Source organism: Helicobacter ganmani (assembly GCF_003364315.1).
In the GTDB taxonomy this organism is placed as follows: domain Bacteria; phylum Campylobacterota; class Campylobacteria; order Campylobacterales; family Helicobacteraceae; genus Helicobacter_D; species Helicobacter_D ganmani.
This window is the reverse complement of sequence record NZ_NXLS01000005.1, coordinates 77,601-104,112: the sequence shown is the minus strand read 5'-3', so window position 1 is coordinate 104,112 and position 26,512 is coordinate 77,601. Positions and strand designations below refer to the sequence as shown.

Below are 26,512 nucleotides of genomic sequence, written 5' to 3'. Positions count from 1 at the left end.
CCCATTTTCAAAGCATTCTATTTGCCATTTATCCCCGCTCAAAATAGGCAGATAAAAGCAATACCCCTTAATTGTGGATTCTTTAGGAAGTCGCACGATAAGGTGTAAATTAAACTCCTCTAAAAGTCGCTTTTTACAATTTAAATCTATAATAAATACTTTTCTAGATTATATTCCACCGCTAAAGAATCGGGCTTTTCTGATTCTTTATGTGGAATGGAAATAATACGGTTATCCAAGCTATTTAAGATTCCATATTTATCAACAATTCTATGAGAGCTAGAAACTTTAATTCTCAAGTTTTGATTTTTATCATAAACAAATCCAAACAACCCGTTATCAAATATTTTGTGCATTTCATAGCTTAAAGCTATTCCGTTAGATACGGCAAATGAGCCACCGTCTCTATAAGGAATAATATGTGCCGCTTCAAGCAATACTCTATTATCTATAAAAATACTTTGTCCTGTGATAGCACATTGATAGTCGTAAGCCTTTAAAACATTTTCTCTAAAGAGTCTTTGTTCCCTCGCAGGACGAGAATTGTTTTGAGTAGGAGTAGGTTGAGCAAAAACAATATTATTCATTTCAATTTGCAGTCTATCTACAAAATTAAAATTAACAATTATATTATAATTAGAATCCACAACTAAAGCGGTTTGGAGAAAATTATAAATATAAGAAATGGGTCTTTTTAGTTCATTTTGAATAGTTAAATCAAGATTATTAAAGGCATTTTCATCGTATCGCATTAATAAGATATTCTCTTTTGTTTGGGCTAGAATATCTTGCAATATTATGTAGGATAAATTTTGTATCTCGTAATGTCTTACAAAATTTAAAAGTGCCAAATAAGGACGAATCAAATCCGCAGTATCGTAATATGAGAGAATAAGTTTCAGTATCTCATATTGATAAGAATCTAATAAGCAAGAATCCACAAAAGATTGAATTAAAAGATTAGGCGGTAAAGAATCAATATTTTTTCTTCCCGCTTTTAAATCATTCTCACTATAAATATTTTGTATTAAGTATGAATTTGCCATAAAAGATTGTGCTTCTGACGTGAGAGAAAAAGAGTAGTCGCTAGGTTTATCATATTCTATCAAGCCAATCTTTCGCATATCGGGGTATTTTGATTTATAATTAGTAGAAATGAGATTTAAATATTGCTCAACACCAAGTTGGTAAAGCGTGGGCAATTCTACTCCTATGAGATTAGATAAATTATGCTTAAAATGCTTAAAAGAATCAAAAAATAATTCTGTATCTTTTCTTTTATGTCGCATACTAACTTGTTTCATTACTCCTCCTTTTGCAATACAATAATACTTTCTCTCAAATAAAATTTAGATTTAGAATCTAGGATTTTCATTTGTTGGCTTGAAGTTTTAAGTTTTCTAGCCACAATGATTTCTACGCATTTAAAGCCTATTTTTTGCGCTTCTTGCGCTAAGATTTCATCTGTTTTTATCGGCACTCCTTTATAGCAGGAATTTCCTACCACAATAAAACAAAATCCATTCTTTTTAAGAATATCAAAGCTATTTTTTAAAACCTTTTGCATATCAAAAAAATAATTTGTAAGCATTGTAAGTATGCTAGATTCTAAATTTCTACTTTCAAGAATCGCAAGTGTTTCATCTAATAGAATATTATTTATGCTATCCGTCTTTTGCAAGTTGGCGTTTTTATTATTTCTCAAGGCAGATTTTTTAAGCTTTTTCCAATCCTCATAACTTTGGATAATGCCACTGCTCCATAATTCCATTTTATAAATTTCAAAATAATCAAATAAATTTGCATAGGGAGGGGAAGTAAGAATGCAATCTATTTTCTCTTTAGGTTTATTAGTAATAGACGAAAGATTTTCTAACATTAAAATTTTAGTATTTTTACTATCAAATTCTTTTTTTAATTCAAAAGCCCTTAAAGTAAGCTCTTTAAGATAAGATTGCGTATCTTTAATTTTAGATTCTCTAAATTTTATACCATTACCGTCTTTTTTGTAATTTAATATTTTTTCTAAATTGCAAAATACTAAAAACCTCACAAAATGATAAACTTTAGAATCTAAACCTTTAAAAGACTCTATAAAATCCATTATGATATTAAATTGCTTCTTATTGGCATATTTGCTAAAAGATTCCCATTTGGGATAAGGATAGCTTTTGTTGCTAAATTGAAAATTTTCTGCAATCTTTTTTGCTTTTTGTAGATTTTTAGAATCTAGTTTTTCTAATTTTGCCTTAGCTACATTTATGGCAAAAGGTGAAGTGTCAAATCCAAAGCATTGCTTTATCTGTGGATTTAAAAAACTAGAACCAACCCCGCAAAATGGGTCATAAAGCGATTGTATAGAGCAATGGAATCTCTTTTGTAATTGTTCTATCAAATAAGGACTAAAGGCTTCTTTATAAGGGAAAACTTCATTTAGAGAATCTAAAGTATTGTCGCTATTGACTAAATTTGCCATTTTATCGGGGAAGCTTTTTAGAGTAGGTAAAGATTTATTTTGTAACCTATTGATTGCGATTTCACAATATTTGCTAGATAATTCAATGCCGATAAATTGCCTATTTAAAAGACTTGCCATATAAGTTGTTGTGCCTGTTCCGTTAAAAGGGTCTAGCACAATATCATCTTTGTAAGAGTAAATTTTTAATAGTCGTTCAATCAACTCTTCAGGATAGGGAGCTGGGTGCAAATCTTTTTTGGCATTATTACTTGCACACAAAATATTTTCAAACCCCTGCTCTTTCTCTTTATCAAAATACCATACATTTTTCGTCCATTCTTTAAACTCTTCACTAGAAATATCTATGTTTTGAGAGTCTCCTCTATGCGTCCGCTCTCCCTTATAAAATACCAAAACAGATTCTCCAAGAGGTCTAAATGAAGGACAAGAAGGACTTTTCCAACTTCCCCACGCGGTATTATTGCCTTGAAAATGTTTAATGTCTTTGCCTTTATGCCAAGAAATCAACTCAAACTCATTAAAACCAATTTCATTAAGAATTTGTGTTATATACACAGAAAGAAATCGCACTTGTTTGGATTCTTTATTTTTTACAGCAAAAGGAATATTCACACATATTCTACCGCCTATTTTTAAGACGCGATAACATTCTTTAAATATTGCACGCATTGAGTTAAGGTAAGATTCAAATTCTAAATCATCATTATAATTTTCATATTTGTGTGCGACATTATAAGGTGGAGAAGTAATAATAATATCTATCCATTCATCAGCAATATAGCTTTTTAATATCTGCAAACTATTGCCATTTAGTATTTCTTTAAACATTATCTACCTTATTTTTGCCTATTCTAATACTAGAGCCAATAAACTCCACGCGTCCATTACTAAACTCATAATCCATCTTGTAGCCAAACTCCATACTAAGTTGTTCCAAAGCCCAGCCAGCTTTTTGCAAACTTGGTGTAATGAAACGCGTTTTGACATCTTCTTCGCTCAAAATTACCCCTTAAAACAAAATCTTTGCATTTTAGCAAACCCTATCTAAGAAAATGATAATGGAGCAATACTTCTTAAAATGTGTGCTTTTAGGCATTGCATAAAGGGCTAAGTTGATAAACCTAAATAAGCAAAAAGCGCAAAATAAAGAATCTTGAAGTAAGTTTAAACTATAATGTCGCCTTTATTTTGTAGAATCTAAGGTTTATTATGCAATTATCTTTTCAAACCAAAGCGCGTAATTTGCTAGCTTTGCAAGGCATATTAAAGAGTGCAAAAGTCTTGCCCTTAATGCTCACTTCTCTTAAAGAGTTGGAAGCGAATGAAGCGGGGGTGTTAGAGGAGATTCAAAAATGCTTCAGCGGTGAAAATGCGTGTGAAAAGCTTATCGTTCGTAGCAGTTCCAAAAGTGAGGATAGTGCGCAAACTTCTAATGCAGGAGCTTTTTTAAGCCTCTCTAATGTAAATGTGGAATCCCAAGCGATTTTAGAGGCGTTGCGCAAAGTTGGGGCGTCTATGCCAAAGCTTGATGATGAGATTCTCATTCAGCCAATGCTAGAGCATATCGCGATGTGCGGTGTGGCGATGAGTGCGGATAAAGATACGCTTGCGCCTTATTATTGCATTGAGTGGGATAAAAGCGGTTCAAATAGTGCTATTACCGATGGAAGCGCCAAAGGCTTAAGCTTTTTTGCTCATAAAGAAGCGGAATTGCCAAAAGATAGCACTTTAAAAGCTATTATTGTAATGCTAAGGGAGTTAGAATCACTTTTTGATTATAAATTCTTAGATGTGGAATTTGCGATAGATGCTAGCGGGGATTTGTATTGTCTGCAAGTGCGTCCGCTTGTAGTCAAAGATAAACTCAATCTCTATGAATCCCTGCCATTTAGTGCACTAGAGAGATTACAAAAGCGCATTGTGTCTTTGCAAAAGCAAACGCCAGATATTTATGGCAAACGCGCAATTTTTGGTGTAATGCCTGATTGGAATCCTGCCGAGATTTTGGGGTTGAAGCCTAAGCGATTAGCCCTAAGCCTTTATAAAGAAATCATCACGGATAATATTTGGGCGTATCAACGGGATAATTATGGTTATCTTAATTTGCGCTCTCACCCGCTAATGCACTGCTTTTTGGGCATTCCTTATATTGATGTGCGGCTTTCTTTTAACTCCTTTATCCCCAAAGCTTTGGATAAAAAAATCGCAAGTAAATTAGTGGATTATTATTTGGATACTTTGGAGGCAAACCCGCATTTCCACGATAAGATAGAGTTTAACATTGTCTTTTCTTGCTATGATTTAAATATCCCTCATAAATTAAAAAGTCTGCTTTCAAAAGGCTTTAATGAAAATGAGATTAAAAGGCTAGAATTTGCACTTTTGGAGCTTACAAATTCTATCATCAATCCCAAAAAAGGCTTGTATATCAAGGATTTAAAAAAGATTGCAAAGTTAGAGCAAATTTACAAAGATTTAGAGGATTCGCACTTGCCGACTTTGGATAAGATTTATTGGCTTTTGGAATCTTGCAAGAGATATGGGACTTTGCCTTTTGCAGGGATTGCAAGGGCTGGGTTTGTGGCGGTTTCTATGCTTAATTCTCTTGTAGAAATTGGATTTTTTAGCTTGGCGGAAAAACAGGCATTTTTAAATTCTCTCAACACGGTGAGCAAAGAGTTAGCCTCAAGTGTTGCCACGCTTACAGAGGAAACAAAAGAGGAGTTTTTAAGCAAATTTGGGCATTTGCGCCCTAGCACTTATAATATCTTAAGTCCGCGCTATGATGAGGATTTTAGAGCTTACTTTGATTTGGGTGCAAGAGAGGGCTTGACATCAAATGAAAGTAATTTTGTGCTTAATACTAAAAAGCTGCAATCTCTTGATACGCTTTTAAGCGAACACGGGCTAAAGATTAGCGCAAAAGAGTTTTTAGAGTTTTTGAAAAGAGCGATTGAGGGGAGAGAATATGCGAAGTTTGAATTTACCAAACTACTCTCTCGTGCTTTAAGCCTCATTGGTGAGCTAGGCGTTTATTATGGAATCCCAAAAGAGGAAATGGCGCATTTGGATATTCAAAATATTTTAAACCTTTATGCCTCGCTGTATTCTAAAAATCCAAAGGAAAGATTTTTAGAGGAAATTAAAAGGCACAAGGAGGAATACGCCTTGACTTTGAGCGTGAAGCTTCCTGTGCTACTTACCAATGCAGAGCAGGTTGTGAGCTTTTTAAGCGCGGAGATTGTGCCAAACTTCATCACGCAAAAGTCGGTAAGTGCGCTCATTAGCGATTTAAGCGATACGAATTTAGAGGGCAAAATTGTGCTGATTAAATCCGCTGACCCCGGATTTGATTATTTATTTACGAAAAATATCGCGGGATTGATTACTTGCTATGGTGGGGCAAACTCGCATATGGCAATTCGCGCAAGTGAACTAGGACTGCCCGCAGCGATTGGCGTAGGCGAGGAAAACTTTAGCAAATTTCTAAGCGCAAAGCGCATTAAGCTAGATTGTGAAAGTGGGCAAATCGTAGTCTTATGAAGTTTATTGGTATTACGCAAAGATTGCTAGAAAATACGAGTTATTACGAGGTGCGTGAGGCTTTAAGCGTAGAGTGGGGCGATTTTTTTAAGGAGCATTTGCAGGGCTTTTTGCCTCTGCCTTTAAGCTATGCGATGCCTTTTAGCACTTATGCGCAATCTCTAGGGGGGAGTTTAGGTGGCGTGATTCTAAGTGGTGGGAATGATTTAAACTCTTTAAATCCTAATCCGCTTTCCTCTATGCGTGATGAATATGAGGCGCAAATACTCACGCATTGTTTGCAGTATAATGTGCCTTTGCTTGGAATCTGTCGTGGTGCGCAGAGGATAGCAGAATATTTTGGTGCGAAATTGGAGCTTTTAGAGGGGCATATTGGCAATCATCAAGTTGTAGATACAAGCAGTGGTGAGAAGTTTGAAGTCAATTCTTTTCATAACTATGGAATCAAGGATTTGCCAAATTCTTTGGAAGCTTTAGTTATGGCACAGGATCATAGCATAGAAGCATTTAAGCATAAACAAAAGCCTATTTTTGCGATGATGTGGCATATTGAACGAGAGGGAGGAATGCAAGCGCAAGAGGGGCAGAATCAAAGCTTTGATGAGTGGCTAAAAATTGTAACAATAAGAAAGGAGAAGGAATGAAAATTTTATATGCACCAAGCAGCAGGGAGGCGAGTGATGATTTACATAGGAATGTCGCTTGCGGGTTTGATGTTTTGATCTTAGAAGCTTTAGTCAGTATGAAGCAAAAGGTATTTTATCTGCCAAATATTAAGACAGATAAGGCGGTGAAAGATTCTATTTTGGAGATTTTTAAGGATTCTATTACTTGGGCGAAAGTCGCCCCCAAAAGTATAGATTTATGCGTGAGTGATATTTCAAACATTGCTTTAAAATACGCCCTATGGACACAGAATCCTAGCATTTTATGCTTTTTTGGTTTCACTAGCGTTTCTTTTCCGGCGGAGGATAAATATTTTTCTTTAATCCAATCCTCAACACATTGTGTTTATTCGTTAAAAGAGCTTAAAGAATCCATTTTGCAATATCCAAAGTTGAAACAAGAAAAAACAAAAAGAATCCAAGAAGTGGTAAATGGAGAGATGATATGAGCGTAGAAGCACAAATAAATCAGTTTATCCAAATGGCAAAATCCAACATAGAATCGCATTTGAGCAAAGAGCGTCCTAATATCCTAGTCATTTCTTATTATCCTACTTATCGCAAGCACTATGGCAACTTAATCACTCGCTTAAAGGAAAAATATAATGTCATCACGATAGTAGAACGAGAATTAAAAGATGAGTTTGAAAGAAGTGGGCATCATAATGTCTTCTTTCCTTGGCGTATCACAGAAAATGGACAAACTTATTATTTAAATACCGATATTAGCGGGATTGATTTGATATTGACTGCCGATCAAGTGGGTTATGAGAATGGCAAGATTGATAGGACATTTTTAAGCACCACAGCCAAGCGCATTTATTTTCCACATAGTTTGATAGAGCAAACAGGAGCTTGTGAGGTAGTGGATTATATTTTAGTGCCATCAAAAGTCGCAATGAAAGAATTTAAGAAGGCATTGCCTAAAAGCAAGGTTAAGCTACTAGAGAGCGGCTATCCTAAGCTAGATAATGCAATTTTTGCCTATGATTATAAGCCGAGCAATACGATTACCTATGCTCCTAGCCTGCGCTATGGCACAGGAAGTAATGCAAATAACAATCTTTTGAGCGGATTTGAAAATATGATGGTAGAATCTTTGCTAGAAAATACAGATTATAATATTTCTTTTCGCGCTCACCCGATGAATTTTCAAAACAAACACCCCTTTTACCAACTTATCAAAGCTAAATGGGCGGGAGAGGCGCGCGTGAAGTTTGATGAGGCATTGGGCAATGCGTTTCATAATTTCAGTGAGCTTTTTATCACCGATATTTCCACGGCGGCTTTTACTTATTCTTTCAGCACTTTGCGTCCTAGTCTATTTTTCTCCCCATTAAAAATGCAAAATCCGATCACGGAATATGCTAATCAAATAAGTGCGGGGGGGGGGGGATATGTCGCAGTTTAACAGAAATAAAAGAGTGGCTTAAGGCATTAGACTTTGCACAAGATTTTGAAAGGATAGAGAAATTTAGAAACGAAGCAATTTATAATGTAGGGCATTCAGAAGAGGCTATTGTAGAGCAAATTGATAAAATTTTACAAGGAAAGTTATGAAAGCAATGATTTTAGCGGCGGGATTTGGTTCAAGGCTAATGCCTCTTACGCAAGAGAATCCAAAGTGTATGGTGGAATATTGCGGCAAAAAGCTCATTGATTATGAAATCGGGGCTTTAAAAGACGCTGGGATTAAGGAAATTGCAGTGGTGGGCGGATATTTATTTGCAGTTTTAAAAAACTATGTGGAATCACAATTTAACATAAAAAATATTTATCAAAATCTTGAATTTAATAAAACAAATATGGTGCAAACGCTCTTTTGTGCGAGGGAGTTTATAGAATCTTGTATCACACACAAGCAAGATTTGATTATTTCGTATGCGGATATTGTGTATAGCGCAGAGATTGTGCGCTCATTGATAGAATCGCAAGAGCCTTTAAGTATCGTGGTGGATAAAAATTGGCGCACATTGTGGGAGAAGCGATTTGAAAATCCGCTTTTGGACGCAGAGACATTAAAAATAAGAGAGGGCAAAGTCATAGAGCTTGGCAAAAAGCCTAAGAGTTATGAGGAGATAGAGGGGCAATATATTGGGCTTTTTAAATTTTCTTACCACTTTTTGCCACAAGTTTTAGGATTCTATGATAGTTTGGATAGAAATGCGATGTATGATGGCAAAGATTTTGATAATATGTATATGACAAGCTTTTTGCAAGGCTTGATTAATGCGTATGGTGGCGCACAAGTGGTGGAGATTAATGGCGGTTGGTGCGAGATTGATTTTAAGAGTGATTTGGAGGTAGGATATTGAAAATTTCTATTATTATTCCTCTATTCAATACTGAAAAATTCATTGCAAGGGCATTGGAGAGCTGTATAAAGCAAACTTATTCTAACATAGAAATCATTGTTGTAGATGATAAGTCAGAGGATAAAAGCATAGAAATCGTTAAGCAATTTTGTCAAACAGATGAGAGAATACATTTGATAGAAAATGATAGCAATCTAGGTCCCTTTGTGTGTAGGAATAAAGGGGCAATATATGCTAATAGAGGGGGGGGGCAGATTCTAATGTTTTTAGATTCTGATGACACTTTGGAGAAAAATGCTTGCGAAGAAGTTGCTTTGAGCTTTCAAGAGGAGATAGATTTATGTATTTTTCAATTTAAGCGTCAAGAGGGAGAAAGACAATATCAAGAAAACTCTTGGTTTAATCGGGATTTATCTTTAAATCTTGATGAATTTGAGAAATTGTGGATTGATAATGGAGGTAGCAATCTCATTAACTCTCTGTGTAATAAGGCATTTAGAACAGAAATTTTTATCCAAAACTTTGAAGAAAATCTAAAAAATATTCAAGAGAGGCTTTTAATGGCAGAGGACGCAATCGTGAGTGTATCTTATTTATCCTATGTCAAAAAAGTCAGGCTTTTAAACCAGTCCCTTTATATTTATTATGTCAATGAAAATTCAGCAACTCAAGAAAAGACGAATTTATCTAAAATTGCTTTATATTTGCAAAATTTGCTTTTTGCAATAAATTTTTTAAAGCATTTGCCACAGATTCCTTTGAAAAGTCATAATGTATTCATTGGAATAGCAGTTTGCAACCTTAAAATTCATTATTTAGATTTGCAAAAGAGCATAAACAAAGGCTTTTTCTGTCGTTTAGGGCTTAAAATCAAAAGAAAAAGAGTAAAGATTCTTAAAAGCAGATTGCTTAAATCTCCATTTTAAAGGTTTTTTGAATGTTTCATATTGTTTTTAGTGCTGATGAAAATTATATTCCATACACTGCGGTTTTGATTGCAAGTATTGTCCAAAACACCGACACTTCAAAGGGTTTTGAAAGACTTTGCCAATCCTCTAATATGGGGGATAATAGCGCAATTAGGAATCTTAAAGTGGAATCCTTGAGCAAGAGGCAAGAGGGTTATATTTTTCATATTTTAAGCGATTCTGTGAGTGAGCAAGCAAGGGAGAAGCTAAAGGGGCTTGAAAAGTCCTTGACTGAAATTTATCCTTGCACAATCCAAGTGCATATTATGCAAGAGTTTGATTTTAAGCAATTTCCCAAGTGTGGTGCGGCACATAGCAATTATTTGCCTTATTGTCGTTTAAAAATGGACGCTTTTTTGAATAGGGAAGTTGAAAAATGCCTTTATCTGGATTCGGATATGCTATGCTTGTTTGATATTAGGGAGTTGTTTGCGCTAGATTTAAGTGATAAGATTGTCGCTGCTGTGGGGGATTGTGGCACGAAAAACCGCAAGATTAAATTTGTGCAAAAAGGGCAAAAAAAACTTCATTTTTTTGACGAAAATTACTTTAATTCCGGATTTTTGCTCCTCAATGCCAAAGAATACAGAAAAGAGAAAATAGAAAAAAAATGCGAGGAGTTAGCCTCTTGCTGCACTTATATTACAGCAGCAGACCAAGATTTACTCAATGCTACGATTCCGCAGGATAAAGTGCTGAAACTCCCTTTTGCCTATAACTTTCAGACGATTTGCTTTTGTTATGCAATTTGCAAAGATGAGAATCCCAATCGCTTAAACTACACAAGGGCGGAATTTACAGAGAGTTTCAAAAGCCCCAAGATTCTACACTTCGGCGAAAAGCCTTGGAAATATCTCAAGTCTTATGTGGATAGTGAGGGCAGAAATATCAGTGCGCTTTGGTGGGATTATGCGGCTAAAACCCCTGCATTTGGGCAAGAATTGCTAGCAAGCAAAGAGAAAGCGCAGGATTATTTGATTCAAGCAGGGCTTGGAGCGGAGGCTTTGGAACACTATAAAAGCCTATTTGGTATTTTTAAAATCCGCTCATTGATAGCCAATCCGCAAGAGGATTTGAAGGTGTTGCAAAGTGCAAATGGAATCCCTGATGAGGCTTTTGGGCTTTGTCTGATTGTGGGGGAGATGATTTTCTATGCAAGGAGGAGAAAACGGGGAGCATTAAGTGTGCTTTTGAAAATCCACAAGGTGCAAAAAGCCTTTTTGAAATATCATCATCTCTCAAGAATGGAGTAGGCTTTCGCACCCTTGCGCGTCATTGCAAATGCAAGTTTTGCAATCCATAATATGATATTTCGTTTAGGGGTGCAAAGTATTATTTGGAGTTAAAGAGGGTATTCCATTGCTGCATTATTTTTTCTTTAGAAAATTTTTCTTTTGTGATTTCTTTTGCTCTTTTACCAAAGGTTTGACGCAAGGTTTCATCGTACATTAAAAGTTTCAACTTGAGCGCATAGGCTGACAAATTGTTATCCGCAACCAAAAAGCCACTTTTGCCATCTTCTATGATGTCGCTTGGACCTGCGAGAATATCAAAGGAAATGCAAGGGACTCCATAGGAACTCGCCTCCAAAAGCACCATACCAAATCCCTCATATTTGCTTGTCATTGTGTAAATACTTGCATTTAGATATTCCTTTTCTATTTCTTTTGTGAAAGGTTTTAGGATTATGGAATCTTGAAGGTTTTGCTTACAGATGAGTTGCTCTAGCTCTTGCTTACCTTCCCCCTCGCCTACAATATGAAGTTTCCATTCTTGAAGGCTTTTATCTTGTTGAATTAGTCGCCAAATTTCAATTAAACTTGTGAATCGTTTTTCATCGCCTTTGCTCATTCTGCCTATGGATAAAATGACTTTTTGAGATAAATTAGTGTTTGTATCAGGGATTTGCGTTAGGAAGTTTGGTATGATTTGGACATTTTTTATTTTGCTTTGCCATAGGGCGAGTTGTTTGCTTGTTAAAATAATGTTAGAATCAAAAAGCTTGTTTTTGTATGTCCAACTTCTTTTAAAGACTTGATGATGAATCTTAAAATACTGCGTATTTTTGTTCTTAAAGTAAGGGAAAAAATAGCAATTATAAATCATAATGTCCTTATCTTTAAACATTTGTTTCATTTTCCAAGCGACAAAAAGCCGATAAATCGTTTTATTAAACAGCCTTTTTAAGGGTTGTTTGGTGTGAATGTCAAGGGTATTAGGAAAGAATGTTAATTGGACATTCGGATTTAAAATGTAAGGGCATTTTTCGTTGTTTTTATAAAAACTTAGAATCTCTACTTCAAACCCACTTTCATCAAAGGCATTTGCAAGGTTGCAAACCACTCTTTCCACGCCACCACCGATTGTAATATCATTTGCTGTGATGAGAATTTTCATTGAGGATTCCATTGGATTGTTTTATTTTTTAAAGTCTGTAAATACATTTGGTGGTTTTTGGGATAGATTTACCTTGTTGTTTTCTTTGTGGTAGAGATGATAAGCGATTCCTTTAAACTCTAGTCTTCTTAATTCTCCACTATTAAAAAGGAATCTTGCGACAAACTCGCTATCCTCCCGCCCCCAACTTTTAAAGTTTTCATTAAAGCCATTTAAGGCTTGCCAATCTTGTTTAAAAAAGCTCATATTGCAACCTCCAACGCCCTTGATAAGCTCGCTTTTATCAAAAATATTTGCTTGAACTTTAGAAGTTTTGTAAATAAGGCTAGAGAGCAAGGCGCATCGTTTGGATTTAAAATGATGAGAGAGTTTCTCATTCTGCCCCCCCCCTTATTGCTTTTTCGCTTGTTTGCTTATCTAAAATAACCCTAGAGCCTTGCAAAAAGACTTTATGCTTTGCAAAATCCAAATGGTCTTTAATAAAATGGGATTCTAAAACCATATCCCCATCAATGAGAATAATGTATTCTCCGCTTGCGGCATTGATTGCCTTATTGCGTATGGTATTTAAGCGGAATCCTGCGTCCTCTTGCCAAATGTGTAAAAGCGGGCAGGGAAAAGCTTTTTGATATTCTCCGATGAGTTGTGCGGTATCCTCTGTGCTACCATCATCGGCGATGAGAACTTCAATCGGCAGGTAATCAAGATTCTTGACGCTCTCTAGCACGCAGCGTAAAGAATCCTTGCTATTATAAGTCGTGATAATCAAAGAACAAGTGGGAATCTTGTGTGTTAGCTCATAGAGTTTGGCATATTTGAAAAACACGCCTGAGGCATTACAGAGGCTAATTACAAAGCCTTTGTAACCATACAAAAATCCTTTTTTTAAAAAATAATCCCTAAAAAATTTCCACACACTCCGCACACAAGCACTGCCCATAGAGCTTTTTCTGTGCAGATTCTGTTGTGCCCACAGATTGGAGTATTTTTGCATTTTTTCTAGTAAGCCATAAATGCTATCATAAGCGTAATGTTTCAAGCCTTTTTGCACTTTAATGACTTTTGTGTTTGGGCTTAAAATCAGGCTTTCATGCACGGCATTGTCGTTAAAATGTGTAAAAGTTTTGTCAAAGACGCGCAAAACATAATCAGGATACCAACCACAAGCCTTAATCCATTCGCCTTTATAAAGATTCTTTCGTGGCAAGGCAAGGATATTTTCTTTTGCAAGCTGCATTTCTCTAAGTTCGTTTAAAAAATCTTGCTCCAAAACTTCGTCCGCGTCAATGAGTAAAATCCAATCGTTTTTCGCATAAGAAATCGCGAGATTTTTTAACGCCCCAAAGCCGATAAATTCACTTGTGTGAATGTGAAGATTGGGGAAAGATTCTTTGAAAGAGAGAGCAATTTTTAAGGTATCATCATTGCTTTGATTGTCTAGTAATATGATTTCATCAAAGCATTGAATAGAGCGGAGGCATTCTTGCAAAGTCGCTTGTGCATTTTTGACAAGTATCACAGCAGAGATTTTTGAAAAATCCATTGTTTTTATCCTTGTTTTTGTTGTGTCATTGTAGCAAATTTCATAGTAGAATCTCTTAAAATATGGAATCGTAAGGGCGGGATTCTATAATGGAACTATTTAAAAGATTCTATTGTAGAAATTGATTTTTGCAAGATTATGGATTGCTTCGTTCGTTATCTCTCTCGTAATGACGCAGTGATTAGTCTTTTGTCATTGCGAGACTTCGTCCGAAGTCGTGGCAATCTATAATTTTGTATTAAAAAATAAACAATAGAATCTTAATATTGGCATACTTTTTGCCTAAGATTCTACATATCTTAATTTTAAGCAGTTAAAATGACAAGAAAATTTTTAAGTCTTGCGTTGGCAAGTATTTTAAGTTGTGGAATCGCATTTGGTGCAGATGGCAACTATACCACAGAGGGCAAAGAGAAAATTACACGCAATGGATTAACGCTTTATGTAGAGGCAAACTCACCACATAAGCAAAAAAATTCTGAATGGCGATTTTGATAAAACTTTGGAAAAAATGAAAAAGGCGTATGAGGCAAATAAAAACAATAAAGCAGTCAAAGCTGCAGCTCCTCCTGTATCAGAAGTGGGCGGTTTGCTCTCAACAGCAAGTGGGGCAACTTCAAGATGGTTGTGAGAATATTCAGGACAATCAAACAAGCACAAATTTTAATCACGGCGGTAATCCATTTCAAGTTGTAACAGGCGTTGTAGGCTATGGTGGAAGGAATACTGATAGCGCAACTTTTGCAGGAAATCAAGCAACAATGATAGATTGCGTTGGTATTGCTGGAAGCGATAATGTAGTATTTGGTTGGTGGGAATGGTGGGATATTTCCAAGCCTAGCAATTCTAGTGGTGAATTTGTTTATACTGCTCGTTCCATTAATGTTGGTCCCACAATGAGCACAAGTATTTATATTAAGTAAGGATTCCTATGCAAATAAGCAACAATTATCCTTATAATATTTATTATCCGCGCGGGGATTCTTCTCGCGCGGAGAATCCAAAAGAGCAGGAATCTCCAAAAACTTATGGGGAAATCCTCAATGAAGCCATACAACAAGAAAAAGAAAGCAGGGAAGATTCCATCGCGAAAAATGTATCCAAAATCTATCTTGCTAATCTCAATACTGCTTTACTTGAGGGTGAAAGTCTTTATGGTTCTCTTAGCTTTAGCAATATGAAAAAGGTTCTTGCAATGCGTAATTTAGAAATAGATTCCGACAAAATTCAAAATCTTTTGTCTGATAATATTGCTTTTTTACAAGAACAAGACAATCACGAAAGTAGATTAGATGAATTTGGAAATCTAAGCTCATTGCCACAACACATTTTTGAAGCGGAGAAAAGCAAAGCTGTGGATATTTTAAGTGAGATTCTGCAAGGAATTAAAGCGTAAGATTCTCTCTCCTAATGGGGCAGGGGGCTCTACTTGCGAAGCGTACCCCTTAACCCCCAACCCCTAGCACGCTTTTGTGATGGAAAATTTAAAGTAATTCAAGATTATAGATTGCTTCACTGCGTTCGCAATGACGCAATGGAATCGTAAAATTTTATCCTTAATTTAATGCAAATTTTGATACAAGTTAAACTTACAATCAAAGGAATGACAATGCAAGAATTACTCTATCAAAGTGCTTTGAGCGCGCTTAGGGCGGGGGAGTTGGTATTAAAATATTATGGTTTGGAGGAGTTTGCGTTAAAGTCGGATTCCTCGCCGCTTACAAAGGCGGATTTGGAATCTAATGCGCTCATTACGCAAGAATTGTTGGCAAATTCTCCTTATAAAGTTTGCTCTGAAGAGGCAATCTTGGATTATGAGGAGCGCAAAGGCTTAGAATATTATTGGCTGATTGACCCGCTTGATGGGACAAAGGATTTTTTGGCAAAAAATGGTGGTTGGACGATTAATATTGCCCTTATTCACAAGCAACGCCCAATTTTAGGCGTTGTGTATGCACCTGCATTTCATCAACTTTTTATTGCTTTAAAAGGCTTTGGAAGTTTTACCTTTGAAATTGCCTCTCTTAAAAGCGCACTAGAATCGCAAACCTTAAATGCTCTGTGGCTAGAACAAAATAAACAAAAACTAAAGGGTGATAGAATCCTGCAAGAAGCGCAAATTCTTGCTTGTGATTCTATGTTTCATAGCACGCAGCAGACGCAAGAGTTTTTCCAAAAATACAATTTAAAAGTGCAAAAATATGGCTCTTCGCTCAAGGTTTGCGTGCTTGCAGAGGGCAAGGCGGATATTTATCCGCGCTTCAATGGCACGAGCGAATGGGATACCGCAGCGTGCGATATTGTGCTAGAGGAAGCGGGCGGGGAGATGTTGGATTGTGAGACAAAAAAGCCTTTAGAATATAACAAACCAAGTGTGCGGAATCATTATTTTATTGCATTTGCAAAGTCGCAAGTCGGAGGGAAAATTTATCAGGATTTTATGAGGGGATAGGGCTAACCATTGCGTCCTTGCGGGGTGTTAGCTGAAGTAATCCATAATCTAAAACCTCCCCTGATTTAGGAATTTTATTGTTAAAGTTGCTTTTTGCGGGACTATGGATTGTCGCGAATGCTGCGTAGAATCGCAAGAATGTGGCAGAAAATTATCCAATCAAAGATTAAAAAAGAATCTTGAAATTTTGGTATAAATTTTTGTATGATTAGCAAAATTTAAATTACAAACTTTAAGGCGGAGCTTTTGAAAAGTTTAATTATTGTAGAATCGCCGACAAAAGCGCGGACGATTAAGAATTTCTTGGGTAGTAAATATGAAGTGATTGCTTCTAAGGGGCATATTCGTGATTTGCCTAAACACACTTTTGGGATTAAGATTGAAGACCAAAATTTTATTCCAGAATATAAAATTGATGAATCGCATAAAGCAGTGGTGAGTGAGCTAAAGAAACTAGCAAAAAGTGCGAAAGAAATCTATATCGCAACCGATGAAGACAGAGAGGGAGAAGCGATTGGCTATCATATCGCCACAGCAATTGATAAAGACCCGCATAAGCTACCTAGAATCGTATTCCACGAAATCACGCAAAAGGCGATTGAGGATTCTTTGAAACACCCGCGCCTTATTGATATGGACAAAGTCAATGCGCAACAAGCAAGGCGACTGCTAGATAGAATCGTAGGCTATCGTTTAAGTCCATTGATTGCTTCTAAGATTCAGCGCGGGTTAAGTGCAGGTAGGGTGCAAAGTAGTGCGCTAAAGATTGTCGTAGATAAAGAAAAAGAGATTCTAAATTTCAAACCCATTACCTATTATACAATTGAAAGTAGTTTTGTTACATTGGATAAAAAAGTCAATGGTATAGAAGCGGAATTGGTAGAGTTTAAGGGAAAAAAGCTAGACAAATTAAGCATTAAAACGGAAAAAGAGGCAAAAGGAATTGTAGAATCTCTTAAAAAATCAAGCTTTAGCATACAAAATATAGAAACCAAGCGACGCAAAACCGCTACCCCACCACCTTTTATGACTTCTACCTTGCAACAAAGTGCAAGCTCACTGCTTGGATTCTCTCCCTCACGCACGATGCAAACTGCGCAAAAACTCTATGAGGGGGTGATGACGCATCAAGGCTCTATGGGCGTGATTACTTATATGAGAACAGATAGTTTAAATATCGCCAAAATTGCGCAAGAGGAGGCGCGCAAGTTGATTGTTAAAACTTATGGTAAGGAATATGTGCCAACCAAACCCAAGATTTATGCAACTAAAGCAAAAGGTGCGCAAGAGGCTCACGAGGCGATTCGCCCAACTTTAATGGATTTCACACCGCAAATTGCTGCACAATATCTTAAAGGAGATGAGTTAAAGCTTTATACGCTTATTTACAAGAGATTCTTTGCTTCTCAAATGAGTGATGCGGAGTTTGAGTTGCAGAATCTTTGGATTGGCAATGACATAGCACTTCTAAAAGCAAGCGGGCGTAAGCTGCTTTTTGATGGTTTTTATCGTATGTTAGGTAATGAGGACAAAGACAAATTATTGCCGACTTTAGAAGTTGGAAGTGCATTGCGATTAGAAAAATGCAAGGACGAAAAGCGCGAGACAGAGCCCCCGTCAAGATTCTCTGAAGCAAGCTTGATTAAAACTTTGGAATCCTTAGGAATAGGGCGCCCAAGCACCTATGCCCCAACGATTTCTTTGCTTACCTCAAGGGATTATATCACGATTGAAAAAAAGCAAATCAAACCTCAAGAAGTGGCTTTTAAAGTAGTGGAGTTATTAGAACAGCATTTTAATGAAATTGTGGATTCCAAATTTACTGCAAATTTAGAGGAAAAACTTGATGAAGTGGCGGAATCCAAGCAAGATTGGCAGCAACTCTTGTGGCATTTCTATGAGCCTTTTATTCAAAAGATTAGCGAGGGTAAAACAAAGATTCAAAGCCAAAAATTAGCAATTCCCATCGGAAAATCCTGTCCGCTTTGTGGTAAGGAGTTGGTGCGTAGAAACAGCCGATATGGTGAGTTTGTGGGGTGTAGTGGGTATCCTAAGTGTAAATATATTCAAAAAGAATCTAATCTTTCTAATGAGGAATCGCAAAGCTTTGGGATTTGTGAAAAATGTGGTAAGGAAATGGTGAAAAAACGCGGTAGAAATGGAGAGTTTCTCGCTTGTAGCGGTTATCCAGAATGTAAAAATACAAAGCCTTTGAATCCAAGTCAAAGGAGCGCACCACAAGCTTTGGAGGGTGTGAAATGTCCAAAATGTGGTGGAAATATTTTGGAGAGAAATGGGAGATATGGGAAATTTTATAGTTGCAGAAATCACCCTAAATGCGACTTTGTCGCTAAATTTCCACCAATAAACCAAAAATGTCCCAAGTGTAATTCCTTGCTTATGCGCAGGACATTTAGAAATAAGCCCATTTTAGAATGCTCCAATCCCGAGTGTAAAGAAAGAATGGACGATATACAATCTACTTAAGGAGAGAAAATGACACAAGAAATTTTAGATTTTTTAGATAAAAATGTAGGATTTTTGGCAACCAAAGGCACTTGCGGGAATCCTCGCGTGCGCCCGATTCAATCGCCATTATTTTATCAAGGCAAATTGTATTATTGCACTTCTAAAACCAAAGGAATGGTGAAGCACATACAGAATTTTTCCAATGTAGAACTTTGCGCTTTTGATTCTAAAGAAACTTGGATAAGAATCCGCGCGGAAATTATCTTTGAGGATAATGCGGCAGTCAAAGAAGCAATGTTTGTAAAATATCCTTTGGTAAAAGAAATTTATACAAGTCCGACAAATCCAGATTTCGCTGTTTTTTATTTCAAGAATCCAAGCATTAAAATCCAAAACTTTAGCGGACGCGAAGAAGTCATAAAGGATTAAAATGCAAGAGATTTTTTTATGTAGCATTTGCAATGTCTCTAGCGGAAGCTGTGCAGAGGATTGCGCGTATTGTACTCAAAGTGCAAAATATAATGCGGAGATTGACAAGTATAAATACAAGCCGATTCCACAGATTTTGGAGGAAGCAAAGAGGGCAAGCAAAAATGGTGCATTGGGATTCTGTCTTGTTACAAGTGGGCGCACTTTGGATTCTAAGCGAACAGAATATATTGCAGAAGCTGCCCGTGCGATTGTCAAAGAGGGATTGCATTTGCATTTAATTGGTTGCAATGGAATCGCAGATGTGGAATCCTTAGTAGAACTGAAGAATGCGGGAATTGCGAGTTATAATCATAATTTGGAAACAAGTCAAAACTTTTTTCCTAATATTTGCACCACGCATAGCTTTGAGGAGCGATTCCAAACAAATGAAAATGCCAGAATTGCAGGGCTTGGACTATGCTGTGGTGGAATCTTTGGAATGGGGGAGAGTTGGCAGGATAGAATGGACTTTCTCTATGCTTTGCAAACGCTAAATCCGCATACTACGCCTATTAATTTCTTTATCCCAAACCCAGCATTGCCCTTAACTCAAGAGATTCTAACTCAAGAGGAAGCGTTAGAGTGTGTGAAGTTAGCGCGTGAATATTTGCCAAATGCTAGGCTGATGATTGCAGGAGGGCGAGAGCGCGTGTTTGGAGAGGAGCAAAAGACACTCTTTGAATGTGGGATTAATGCGGTGGTGCTAGGGGATTATCTGACGACTAAAGGCAACACACCAAAAGAGGAAGTGGAGCGGATTAAAGCTTATGGATATGGAATTGCAAAAAGCTGTGAGTAATGAAAGCAAATAACATTCAAAAGTCAGAATCCTTGCAAGACTTGGAATCCCAAGAAACAAAATCAGAAGTGAAATCCAATGCAAAGGATTTCTTTATAAAGCTGTTGGAATTACGAAAGCTATGCAGTTTTGGCTTATTCAAAAGTATTTGTGCGAAAATTTGGTTGCTTGTGCGCTATTTGTATGTGTTTTTAAAAGGCGATTTGCTGTATTATGCCTCAAGCCTTAGTTTTTACACGATTTTTGCGCTTTTGCCTATGCTTTTGATTGTGTTTTCGCTTGTTGCCGCAATGCCAGAGTTTAGAGAAAATTTAGAAAGTTTTAAAAATCTCATCATTACAAACTTTATCCCCACGCATTCCGATGTTTTTTTAAGTTATATGGATAGTTTTTTACAAAACTCCACAAAGCTTGGTGGAATGGGATTTATCTACGCTTTTGTTACTTCTATTTTGTTTTTTAAAAACTATCAAGATATTGCAGGAAAAATTTTTCACTCCCACACACGCGGTTTTTGGGATTCTATTTCTGTATATTGGACTTGTATGACGCTTTTTCCATTAGGGATTCTATTTTCTATTTATTTAAGCACCAAAGCGTATGCATATTTGCAAGAGTTGGGTTATAGCACTTATATTGCTTGGCTTTTTCAGCTGATACCTTATTTGGTAGTGTGGGCGGTGTTTTTTATGCTTTTTAAAATTTCTGCAAATACTAAGATTAGCAATAAAAATACCTTGATAAGCTCCCTTATTACCGCACTTTTATGGTCTATTTGTAAATGGGGATTTGTTTATTATGTGTTTTATAACAAAGCTTATTTAACGCTTTATGGTTCTTTTAGTATTCTACTTTTTTTGTTTATTTGGGTTTATCTCTCGTGGGCGATTCTACTTTTTGGAATGAGTCTTAGTCGCGGGATTGATGAAGTTTTTATTCAAGAGTTAGAATCGCAAAGTGAGTAGGGGGAGTTTGTAAGCAACTCACTACCGCCTTCTTATGGGATTCTGCCCCTCTTGTCATTATGAGGCTTCGTAAGAAGTCGAGGCAATCTATAGTTTTGCATATAATAATTTTTTCAATGGAATCGCGCAAGTATGCTTGATTATGGATTGCAACACTAGTGTTTGCAATGACGGAGGAAATGGAATCTCGCAATGACAAAACCAAACTACTACGCAATGTGCGCTTTGTCTCTTGCTCCGCTCATTCCTTGTAATGACGCGGTGGTTGGCTTTATGTCTTTGTGCGATTCCATATTTAAAAGCAAAAATCTAAAATTTTAAATACCCATTAGGAAAATATGCTAAAATTACAAAATTTTTTATTTTTAAAGGATATTTTTTGGAAACAGAGTCGCTTCTTTTGGCTATTTTCGCACTCTTTTTGGTAATGTTGAATGGTTTCTTTGTGCTTTCTGAATTTGCAATCGTCAAGATTCGCCGTTCTCGTTTAGAGGAATTAAGTAGGAGAGAAGTTCCGAGTGCGAAATTAGCACTTAAGATTACAGGCAAGCTAGATTCTTATCTTTCTGCTACACAGCTTGGCATTACGCTTTCCTCTTTGGGGCTAGGTTGGGTTGGCGAACCTGCGATTGCGCGTCTGCTTGAAAAGCCTTTTAAATACTTCATAGGTGAAAATCCTGTTCTACTACATTCTGTTAGTTTTGTTGTTGCGTTTAGCTTTATTACGCTTTTGCATGTTGTAGCAGGAGAGTTGATTCCAAAGTCTGTTGCAATTGCGAAATCTGAAAAGGCAGTGTTGTTTGTGGCGAAGCCTCTACATATGTTTTGGATTCTCTTTTTTCCTCTGATTCGTATTTTTGACTATTTGGCGGTTTTTTCTTTGCACAAAATGGGCATTAAACCCGCAAGTGAGGGAGAGGAGAGTGCGCACTCCGAAGAGGAGCTTAAAATTATCGTAGGAGAAAGCTTAAAAGGTGGCTATTTAGATACGATTGAAAATGAGATTATCCAAAATGCAGTGAGTTTTTCGGATACGATGGCAAAAGAGATTATGACACCTAGAAAAGATATGATTTGTTTGTATGATGATAATTCCTATGAGGAAAATATGAGAATCGTAACTTCTACAAAGCACACGCGTTATCCTTATTGCAAAGAGGGCAAGGATAATATCATCGGAATGGTGCATTTACGAGACTTGCTTGAGACGATGTTGAGTGAGAATCCCTCCAAAGAATTGGAAAGTTTAATTAGAGAAATCATCATCGTTCCAGAAAGTGCTTCAATTTCAAATATTCTAATTCAGATGAATCGTCGCCAAATCCACACCGCTCTTGTTGTAGATGAATACGGAGGCACGGCTGGTTTGCTAACAATGGAGGATATTTTAGAGGAAGTCATCGGAGATATTAGCGACGAACACGACAAGAAAAATGATGATTACCACAAGATTGATGAAGATTCCTACTCTTTTGATGGTATGTTGGATTTGGAGCGCGTTGCAGATGTTTTGGGGATTGAGTTTGAAAAAGACACCGAGCAGGTAACGATTGGAGGTTATGTTTTTAATCTTTTGGAGCGAATGCCTGTTGTAGGTGATGTGATTAGCGATGAATTTTGTGATTATGAAGTTTTAGCGACACAAGGAGCTAGAATCGTGCGCTTAAAAGCCACTAAAAAATCTTTTAAATTGAGTAATGAGGAATAAATGTGCTTGGTTGGTTTTTAATGCTTTTGCAACTTTTATTCATTGGGTTAAAGCTTGCAGATAAGATTCAATGGTCGTGGTGGCTTGTGTTGTTGCCAACTTTTATTTATTTGTTTTTGTATTTATTTTTATTTACTTTGATAATGAGTGGATTGTTTATTGGGCTTGGTTTGTCCTTATCGGTATTGTAAAAAGGAGAAAAAATGGAATTTGTGGCAATTTTGATGGGAAGTAAAAGTGATTACGAAGTGATGAGCGCGTGTATCAAGGTGTTAGAAAAGTTTGATGTTGCGTATGAAGTCATTATTAGTTCGGCACATCGTAGCCCGAATCGCACAAAAGAGTATGTCAAAAATGCAGAGCAAAAGGGCGCAAAAGTTTTTATTGCTGCAGCGGGTATGGCGGCACATTTAGCAGGAGCGGTGGCATCACAGACGACAAAACCTGTGATTGGTGTGCCTCTAAAAGGTGGAGCTTTAGAAGGTTTGGACGCTTTGCTTTCTACCGTGCAAATGCCCTCTGGTATGCCTGTTGCTACTGTGGCTTTAGGGAAAATTGGCGCAGTCAATAGTGCGTATCTTGCGATGCAAATCTTGGCATTAAGTGATGCGGAATTGGGCGGAAAACTCAAAGAAGACCGCGTGATGAAAGCGAAAAATGTGGAATTGGATTCTAGCGATATTGAAGTGATTTTGTAAGGTAGAGAATGGAAACTTGGGTTGTAATTGATGAGTTTGTAAAGCTTGCGCAATTAGAAAAAGAAAAAGTTTTGGAAATGGTGGCAAAGGGAGAATTAAAAAGCAAACAAGAAAATGAGCAATTCTACATTGATGCAGGAAGTGGCACACACGCATTAGTTAAAAGCGGCATTACAAGTGGTGGTGCGGTGATAGTGCAAGGAGAAAATGCTGTAAGTAGTGCCGTAGATAGTGAGTTTGTGGAAAAAACGATTGGCACGATTCTAAGTCTGCACGAAAAGGTTGTAAGTTCTAAAGAGGAAACTATTTCAAGCGTTAAAAACGAAAATCAATTTCTTAAAGACGCGCTTTTTAACACCCAAGAAGTCTATGAAGACGATAAGAAAACGATTGCGATTCTTAGAGAGCAATTACGCGCCGCACAAGAAGAAATTGACTTTCTTAAGCGCAAATATCGCTTGATGTGGGGTAAAGCAATTGATATAAAAGCAAAAGGAAATGTCCAAGAACAAGAGAGCGAAGAGCAAACCACAAAAGATTCAGCCAAAGCCAAAGAATCGTAAAATCAAGGATTTTCTCATTAATTTAACCTACGAATGCCTAGAATGTTTGCTCAAACAAGCGCAATCTACTGCGAAGATTTATTGTGCGCAATTCCATAAGGATTCCAAAGAATCTGCGCAAATAGAGCAAATGACTTGCAGTGTTGTCAAAGACTTATTCAAGACTTTAGAGGATTTTCAAGATTTAAGTTTGGAAAATTTAAAGAATGAAAACAGAAATCTAACGTGCAAAGATAAGGCAAAATTACAAGACTTGATGCGGGAGTTTTTCAAGCAAAAATATACCTTCTCTTTTGATATAGAATCCCAAAATCATATTGAGATTCCACCTACAATGTTGGCGGTGCTTGTGTATGATAGAATTCATAAAAGCTTAAATTGCTTTTCTCCTTATGGAAAGATAAAAGAGGCAAGTATCCAAAAGGCAAGATTGTATAAGCAATATTTTTTGGAATCTCTCCACAAGAAAATAGAATCTCAAGCAAGCGTTGCAAAAATTTTAGAGTTTGCAATTCGCATTAGTGTGCTTGGAAATGTTTTAGATTATGGTGCGCAAATGTCTTTTGATTTGGAAGAGCAAGCACAAAGGATTCTTGAAGTCCCTTTTGCTTCTTTTGATTTGGAAAGTTTTTTGTGTCGCTTGAAGTCTGCGAAAAATCTAGTGATGATAGGAGATAATGCGGGTGAAAATGAGTTTGATGAGATTTTGATTATTGCGTTAAATTTGCTATATCCGCATTTAGAGATTTTTTACTTTGTGCGTGGGGCAGAGATTATTAATGATATTACTTTGTCAGATTTAAAGCACACAGACTCTGCGATTTTTACTCTTGCAAAAGTTGTGGATAGTGGCGTGATGAGTCCGGGTTTCATAGAATCTTTAGCAAGCGCAGAAGCAAAGGAAATCTATCATAATGCCGATGTAATTTTGGCAAAAGGAATGGGAAACTTTGAATCTATGGAAAATTCAGCAAAACAAGATGAAAGAATCTTTTTACTTTTTAAGATTAAATGCGATGTGGTAAAAAATTACTTGCAAAAAAATTTGGGGGATTTTGTGTTTTTTAATCCAAATTTATATGCGATTCCATAAGTTAATCTTGAAAACTCCTATTAATTTTAAGTTTTTATTAAGTAAAATACATCTTAATTCTCTAATTCAAAGGCGATAAATGCTGACAAATCCGGTTGTAGTGTCTATTTTGGTTATGGGTGTGCTGTGTTTAGCGCGACTGAATGTGCTTTTGGCAATTTTGATTTCTGCGCTAACAGCGGGAATTTTGGGTGGAATCGGTGTAGAAAAAAGTATCAATCTATTAATTTCTGGTATGGCAGGAAATCTTGAAACTGCCTTGAGTTATGTCTTGCTTGGAGCACTTGCAAGTGCGATTGCGCGCACGAATTTGACTTTGATTCTGATTCATTATATCGCTAATTTTGTGCAAAATCGTCGGTTAATGTTTTGTCTTTTTATCGCTTTTTTTGCGTGTTTTTCACAAAATCTTATTCCAGTGCATATTGCCTTTATACCGATTTTAATTCCACCTTTGTTGCCATTAATGAATCGCTTAAAGATTGATAGACGCGCAGTCGCTTGCGCATTGACTTTTGGTTTGAAAGCTCCTTATGTAAGCTTTAGTGTAGGATTTGGATTGATTTTTCACACAATTCTGCGCGACCAATTGAATCAAAATGGTGTCAATATAGATTTAAGTGATGTTTCAAGTGTGATGTGGATTGGTGGGCTAAGTATGCTGATTGGCTTGTTGCTTGCTATTTTTGTGTTTTATCGTAAGCCTCGTGAATATCAAAATACCTATTTGAGTGAAGAATCCCTTGAGATTTTGGAGCGTCCAAAAATGCAACGTAGGGATTTTGCGGTGTTGCTTGGGGCGATTGTGGCTTTTGTTGTGCAACTTTGGGCTGGTTCATTGCCTCTAGGCGCGTTGTGTGGAATCATCTTAATGGTGTTACTTGGCGGAATCCAATGGGGAGAAATTGACGAAGTAATGGAAGAGGGCTTTAAAATGATGGCATTTATTGCATTTGTAATGCTAGTTGCTGCAGGATTTGGTGCAATCTTAAAGGAGACAGGAGCAATCCAATCACTCGTGAATTATGTTGCTACGCTTGCCGGAGGAAAATTTGGCGGGGCATTGATGATGTTGCTTGTAGGATTGTTAATCACGATGGGAATTGGAACTTCTTTTGGGACGATTCCAATTATTGCGGCAATTTACTGCCCTCTTGGATTGGAGCTTGGTTTTTCTTCTTCTGCAATTATTTTGTTAGTTGGAATCGCAGGAGCATTAGGCGATGCAGGAAGCCCTGCAAGTGATAGCACATTGGGACCGACAGCTGGATTAAACGCGGATAAGCAACACAATCATATTTGGGATACTTGTGTGCCGACTTTTTTAACCTATAATACTTCGTTAATTATTGGTGGAACGATAGGTGCAATTTTGTTGTAAGGA

At 36.8% G+C, this 26,512-nt stretch carries 26 protein-coding genes and 1 pseudogene; 22 read left to right on the top strand and 5 right to left on the bottom strand.

The annotated features are described in order from the left end of the window. Positions 1-146 precede the first annotated feature (146 nt). The 3 genes from CQA43_RS06090 to CQA43_RS06080 are packed head-to-tail and all read right to left on the bottom strand — an operon-like array spanning position 147 to position 3,479. On the bottom strand, positions 147-1,304 hold the full coding sequence (locus CQA43_RS06090) for an HNH endonuclease (protein WP_115551727.1): 1,158 nt from the start codon (positions 1,302-1,304) through the stop codon (positions 147-149). Next, the gene (locus CQA43_RS06085) at positions 1,304-3,307 is read right to left on the bottom strand and encodes a DNA methyltransferase (protein ID WP_115551726.1); all 2,004 of its coding nucleotides are present in this window, start codon (positions 3,305-3,307) and stop codon (positions 1,304-1,306) included. Before CQA43_RS06085 ends, CQA43_RS06090 begins: the two co-directional genes overlap by 1 nt. Next, entirely contained in the window at positions 3,300-3,479 is a 180-nt protein-coding gene (locus tag CQA43_RS06080; RefSeq protein ID WP_115551725.1) for a hypothetical protein, read from the bottom strand. Before CQA43_RS06080 ends, CQA43_RS06085 begins: the two co-directional genes overlap by 8 nt. Before the next feature lie 206 nt (positions 3,480-3,685). Between CQA43_RS06080 and CQA43_RS06075 the strand changes: the two genes are divergently transcribed. The 7 genes from CQA43_RS06075 (at position 3,686) to CQA43_RS06045 (ending at position 11,223) form a co-directional block, all read left to right on the top strand. Next, positions 3,686-6,022 carry a PEP-utilizing enzyme gene (locus CQA43_RS06075; protein WP_245944245.1) on the top strand — a complete coding sequence of 779 codons (2,337 nt, stop codon included), beginning with the start codon at positions 3,686-3,688 and terminating at the stop codon, positions 6,020-6,022. Next, positions 6,019-6,666 carry a gamma-glutamyl-CDP-amidate hydrolase gene (locus tag CQA43_RS06070; protein ID WP_115551723.1) on the top strand — a complete coding sequence of 216 codons (648 nt, stop codon included), beginning with the start codon at positions 6,019-6,021 and terminating at the stop codon, positions 6,664-6,666. Before CQA43_RS06075 ends, CQA43_RS06070 begins: the two co-directional genes overlap by 4 nt. Continuing rightward, positions 6,663-7,136 (top strand): hypothetical protein, encoded by a 474-nt coding sequence (locus CQA43_RS06065; RefSeq protein WP_115551722.1) that lies wholly within the window; start codon positions 6,663-6,665, stop codon positions 7,134-7,136. The genes CQA43_RS06070 and CQA43_RS06065 overlap by 4 nt, the downstream gene beginning before the upstream one ends. Next, a complete protein-coding gene (locus CQA43_RS06060) occupies positions 7,133-8,098 on the top strand; it encodes a CDP-glycerol glycerophosphotransferase family protein (RefSeq protein ID WP_245944241.1) in 966 nt (321 codons plus the stop codon). The genes CQA43_RS06065 and CQA43_RS06060 overlap by 4 nt, the downstream gene beginning before the upstream one ends. A gap of 145 nt (positions 8,099-8,243) precedes the next feature. Beyond that, complete coding sequence (locus tag CQA43_RS06055; RefSeq protein WP_115551721.1) at positions 8,244-9,002, top strand: phosphocholine cytidylyltransferase family protein; 759 nt, start codon at positions 8,244-8,246, stop codon at positions 9,000-9,002. Continuing rightward, entirely contained in the window at positions 8,999-9,928 is a 930-nt protein-coding gene (locus CQA43_RS06050; RefSeq protein WP_181881643.1) for a glycosyltransferase family 2 protein, read from the top strand. Before CQA43_RS06055 ends, CQA43_RS06050 begins: the two co-directional genes overlap by 4 nt. A gap of 11 nt (positions 9,929-9,939) precedes the next feature. Then, complete coding sequence (locus CQA43_RS06045; protein WP_115551719.1) at positions 9,940-11,223, top strand: glycosyltransferase family 8 protein; 1,284 nt, start codon at positions 9,940-9,942, stop codon at positions 11,221-11,223. A gap of 79 nt (positions 11,224-11,302) precedes the next feature. On the opposite strand, the gene CQA43_RS06040 is transcribed toward CQA43_RS06045, so the two are convergent. Together CQA43_RS06040 and CQA43_RS06035 are read right to left on the bottom strand one after the other, a co-directional pair. Next, positions 11,303-12,367, bottom strand: a complete 1,065-nt coding sequence (locus CQA43_RS06040) for a glycosyltransferase family 4 protein (RefSeq protein ID WP_115551718.1) — start codon at positions 12,365-12,367, stop codon at positions 11,303-11,305. Beyond that, positions 12,364-13,910 (bottom strand): annotated as a pseudogene (locus CQA43_RS06035) (glycosyltransferase family 2 protein). The gene CQA43_RS06040 and the pseudogene CQA43_RS06035 overlap by 4 nt, the downstream one beginning before the upstream one ends. A 318-nt stretch (positions 13,911-14,228) precedes the next feature. Between CQA43_RS06035 and CQA43_RS09495 the strand changes: the two are divergent. The 15 genes from CQA43_RS09495 to CQA43_RS05970 all read left to right on the top strand — a co-directional run bounded on the left by CQA43_RS09495 (position 14,229) and on the right by CQA43_RS05970 (position 26,509). Then, positions 14,229-14,405, top strand: coding sequence for a hypothetical protein (locus CQA43_RS09495; protein ID WP_181881642.1), 177 nt, complete (start codon positions 14,229-14,231; stop codon positions 14,403-14,405). A 29-nt stretch (positions 14,406-14,434) separates the two neighbouring features. After that, positions 14,435-14,833, top strand: coding sequence for a DUF4879 domain-containing protein (locus CQA43_RS06030; RefSeq protein WP_181881641.1), 399 nt, complete (start codon positions 14,435-14,437; stop codon positions 14,831-14,833). An 8-nt stretch (positions 14,834-14,841) separates the two neighbouring features. Then, complete coding sequence (locus CQA43_RS06025) at positions 14,842-15,306, top strand: hypothetical protein (RefSeq protein ID WP_115551717.1); 465 nt, start codon at positions 14,842-14,844, stop codon at positions 15,304-15,306. 213 nt (positions 15,307-15,519) lie between these two features. Beyond that, entirely contained in the window at positions 15,520-16,362 is an 843-nt protein-coding gene (locus CQA43_RS06020; RefSeq protein ID WP_115551716.1) for a 3'(2'),5'-bisphosphate nucleotidase CysQ family protein, read from the top strand. Positions 16,363-16,608: 246 nt separating this feature from the next. After that, the gene (gene topA / locus CQA43_RS06015) at positions 16,609-18,849 is read left to right on the top strand and encodes a type I DNA topoisomerase (RefSeq protein WP_115551715.1); all 2,241 of its coding nucleotides are present in this window, start codon (positions 16,609-16,611) and stop codon (positions 18,847-18,849) included. 9 nt (positions 18,850-18,858) lie between these two features. Then, positions 18,859-19,260, top strand: a complete 402-nt coding sequence (locus CQA43_RS06010; RefSeq protein WP_115551714.1) for a pyridoxamine 5'-phosphate oxidase family protein — start codon at positions 18,859-18,861, stop codon at positions 19,258-19,260. A gap of 1 nt (position 19,261) precedes the next feature. After that, positions 19,262-20,101, top strand: coding sequence for a biotin synthase (locus CQA43_RS06005; RefSeq protein WP_115551713.1), 840 nt, complete (start codon positions 19,262-19,264; stop codon positions 20,099-20,101). Continuing rightward, the gene (locus CQA43_RS06000) at positions 20,101-21,066 is read left to right on the top strand and encodes a YihY/virulence factor BrkB family protein (protein WP_115551712.1); all 966 of its coding nucleotides are present in this window, start codon (positions 20,101-20,103) and stop codon (positions 21,064-21,066) included. The genes CQA43_RS06005 and CQA43_RS06000 overlap by 1 nt, the downstream gene beginning before the upstream one ends. A gap of 192 nt (positions 21,067-21,258) precedes the next feature. Continuing rightward, positions 21,259-21,387: a hypothetical protein gene (locus CQA43_RS09895; protein ID WP_281270109.1), complete on the top strand. Its 129-nt coding sequence runs from the start codon at positions 21,259-21,261 to the stop codon at positions 21,385-21,387. A 58-nt stretch (positions 21,388-21,445) separates the two neighbouring features. Then, positions 21,446-22,774, top strand: a complete 1,329-nt coding sequence (locus tag CQA43_RS05995; RefSeq protein WP_115551711.1) for a hemolysin family protein — start codon at positions 21,446-21,448, stop codon at positions 22,772-22,774. A gap of 2 nt (positions 22,775-22,776) precedes the next feature. Next, positions 22,777-22,965 carry a hypothetical protein gene (locus CQA43_RS05990; protein WP_115551710.1) on the top strand — a complete coding sequence of 63 codons (189 nt, stop codon included), beginning with the start codon at positions 22,777-22,779 and terminating at the stop codon, positions 22,963-22,965. A 12-nt stretch (positions 22,966-22,977) separates the two neighbouring features. Continuing rightward, positions 22,978-23,472 carry a 5-(carboxyamino)imidazole ribonucleotide mutase gene (gene purE / locus CQA43_RS05985; protein ID WP_115551709.1) on the top strand — a complete coding sequence of 165 codons (495 nt, stop codon included), beginning with the start codon at positions 22,978-22,980 and terminating at the stop codon, positions 23,470-23,472. A gap of 8 nt (positions 23,473-23,480) precedes the next feature. Beyond that, positions 23,481-24,035: a DUF3972 domain-containing protein gene (locus CQA43_RS05980; RefSeq protein ID WP_115551708.1), complete on the top strand. Its 555-nt coding sequence runs from the start codon at positions 23,481-23,483 to the stop codon at positions 24,033-24,035. Then, complete coding sequence (locus tag CQA43_RS05975) at positions 23,971-25,128, top strand: damage-control phosphatase ARMT1 family protein (protein ID WP_115551707.1); 1,158 nt, start codon at positions 23,971-23,973, stop codon at positions 25,126-25,128. The genes CQA43_RS05980 and CQA43_RS05975 overlap by 65 nt, the downstream gene beginning before the upstream one ends. A gap of 79 nt (positions 25,129-25,207) precedes the next feature. Next, entirely contained in the window at positions 25,208-26,509 is a 1,302-nt protein-coding gene (locus CQA43_RS05970) for a Na+/H+ antiporter family protein (RefSeq protein WP_115551706.1), read from the top strand. Positions 26,510-26,512 lie beyond the last annotated feature (3 nt).

What these genes read in the sequence shown, in the direction of transcription:
- CQA43_RS05975 (WP_115551707.1), top strand. Translation starts at nt 23,971, where the DNA reads ATGTCCAAGAACAAGAGAGCGAAGAGCAAACCACAAAAGATTCAGCCA.
- CQA43_RS06005 (WP_115551713.1), top strand. Translation starts at nt 19,262, where the DNA reads ATGCAAGAGATTTTTTTATGTAGCATTTGCAATGTCTCTAGCGGAAGC.
- CQA43_RS09495 (WP_181881642.1), top strand. Translation starts at nt 14,229, where the DNA reads ATGACAAGAAAATTTTTAAGTCTTGCGTTGGCAAGTATTTTAAGTTGT.
- CQA43_RS06000 (WP_115551712.1), top strand. Translation starts at nt 20,101, where the DNA reads ATGAAAGCAAATAACATTCAAAAGTCAGAATCCTTGCAAGACTTGGAA.
- CQA43_RS06045 (WP_115551719.1), top strand. Translation starts at nt 9,940, where the DNA reads ATGTTTCATATTGTTTTTAGTGCTGATGAAAATTATATTCCATACACT.
- CQA43_RS06020 (WP_115551716.1), top strand. Translation starts at nt 15,520, where the DNA reads ATGCAAGAATTACTCTATCAAAGTGCTTTGAGCGCGCTTAGGGCGGGG.
- CQA43_RS06030 (WP_181881641.1), top strand. Translation starts at nt 14,435, where the DNA reads ATGAGGCAAATAAAAACAATAAAGCAGTCAAAGCTGCAGCTCCTCCTG.
- CQA43_RS06090 (WP_115551727.1), bottom strand. Translation starts at nt 1,304, where the DNA reads ATGAAACAAGTTAGTATGCGACATAAAAGAAAAGATACAGAATTATTT.
- purE (WP_115551709.1), top strand. Translation starts at nt 22,978, where the DNA reads ATGGAATTTGTGGCAATTTTGATGGGAAGTAAAAGTGATTACGAAGTG.
- CQA43_RS06055 (WP_115551721.1), top strand. Translation starts at nt 8,244, where the DNA reads ATGAAAGCAATGATTTTAGCGGCGGGATTTGGTTCAAGGCTAATGCCT.
- CQA43_RS06010 (WP_115551714.1), top strand. Translation starts at nt 18,859, where the DNA reads ATGACACAAGAAATTTTAGATTTTTTAGATAAAAATGTAGGATTTTTG.
- CQA43_RS05970 (WP_115551706.1), top strand. Translation starts at nt 25,208, where the DNA reads ATGCTGACAAATCCGGTTGTAGTGTCTATTTTGGTTATGGGTGTGCTG.
- CQA43_RS06065 (WP_115551722.1), top strand. Translation starts at nt 6,663, where the DNA reads ATGAAAATTTTATATGCACCAAGCAGCAGGGAGGCGAGTGATGATTTA.
- CQA43_RS06060 (WP_245944241.1), top strand. Translation starts at nt 7,133, where the DNA reads ATGAGCGTAGAAGCACAAATAAATCAGTTTATCCAAATGGCAAAATCC.
- CQA43_RS05980 (WP_115551708.1), top strand. Translation starts at nt 23,481, where the DNA reads ATGGAAACTTGGGTTGTAATTGATGAGTTTGTAAAGCTTGCGCAATTA.
- CQA43_RS06085 (WP_115551726.1), bottom strand. Translation starts at nt 3,307, where the DNA reads ATGTTTAAAGAAATACTAAATGGCAATAGTTTGCAGATATTAAAAAGC.
- CQA43_RS09895 (WP_281270109.1), top strand. Translation starts at nt 21,259, where the DNA reads ATGACAAAACCAAACTACTACGCAATGTGCGCTTTGTCTCTTGCTCCG.
- CQA43_RS06070 (WP_115551723.1), top strand. Translation starts at nt 6,019, where the DNA reads ATGAAGTTTATTGGTATTACGCAAAGATTGCTAGAAAATACGAGTTAT.
- CQA43_RS06040 (WP_115551718.1), bottom strand. Translation starts at nt 12,367, where the DNA reads ATGAAAATTCTCATCACAGCAAATGATATTACAATCGGTGGTGGCGTG.
- CQA43_RS06025 (WP_115551717.1), top strand. Translation starts at nt 14,842, where the DNA reads ATGCAAATAAGCAACAATTATCCTTATAATATTTATTATCCGCGCGGG.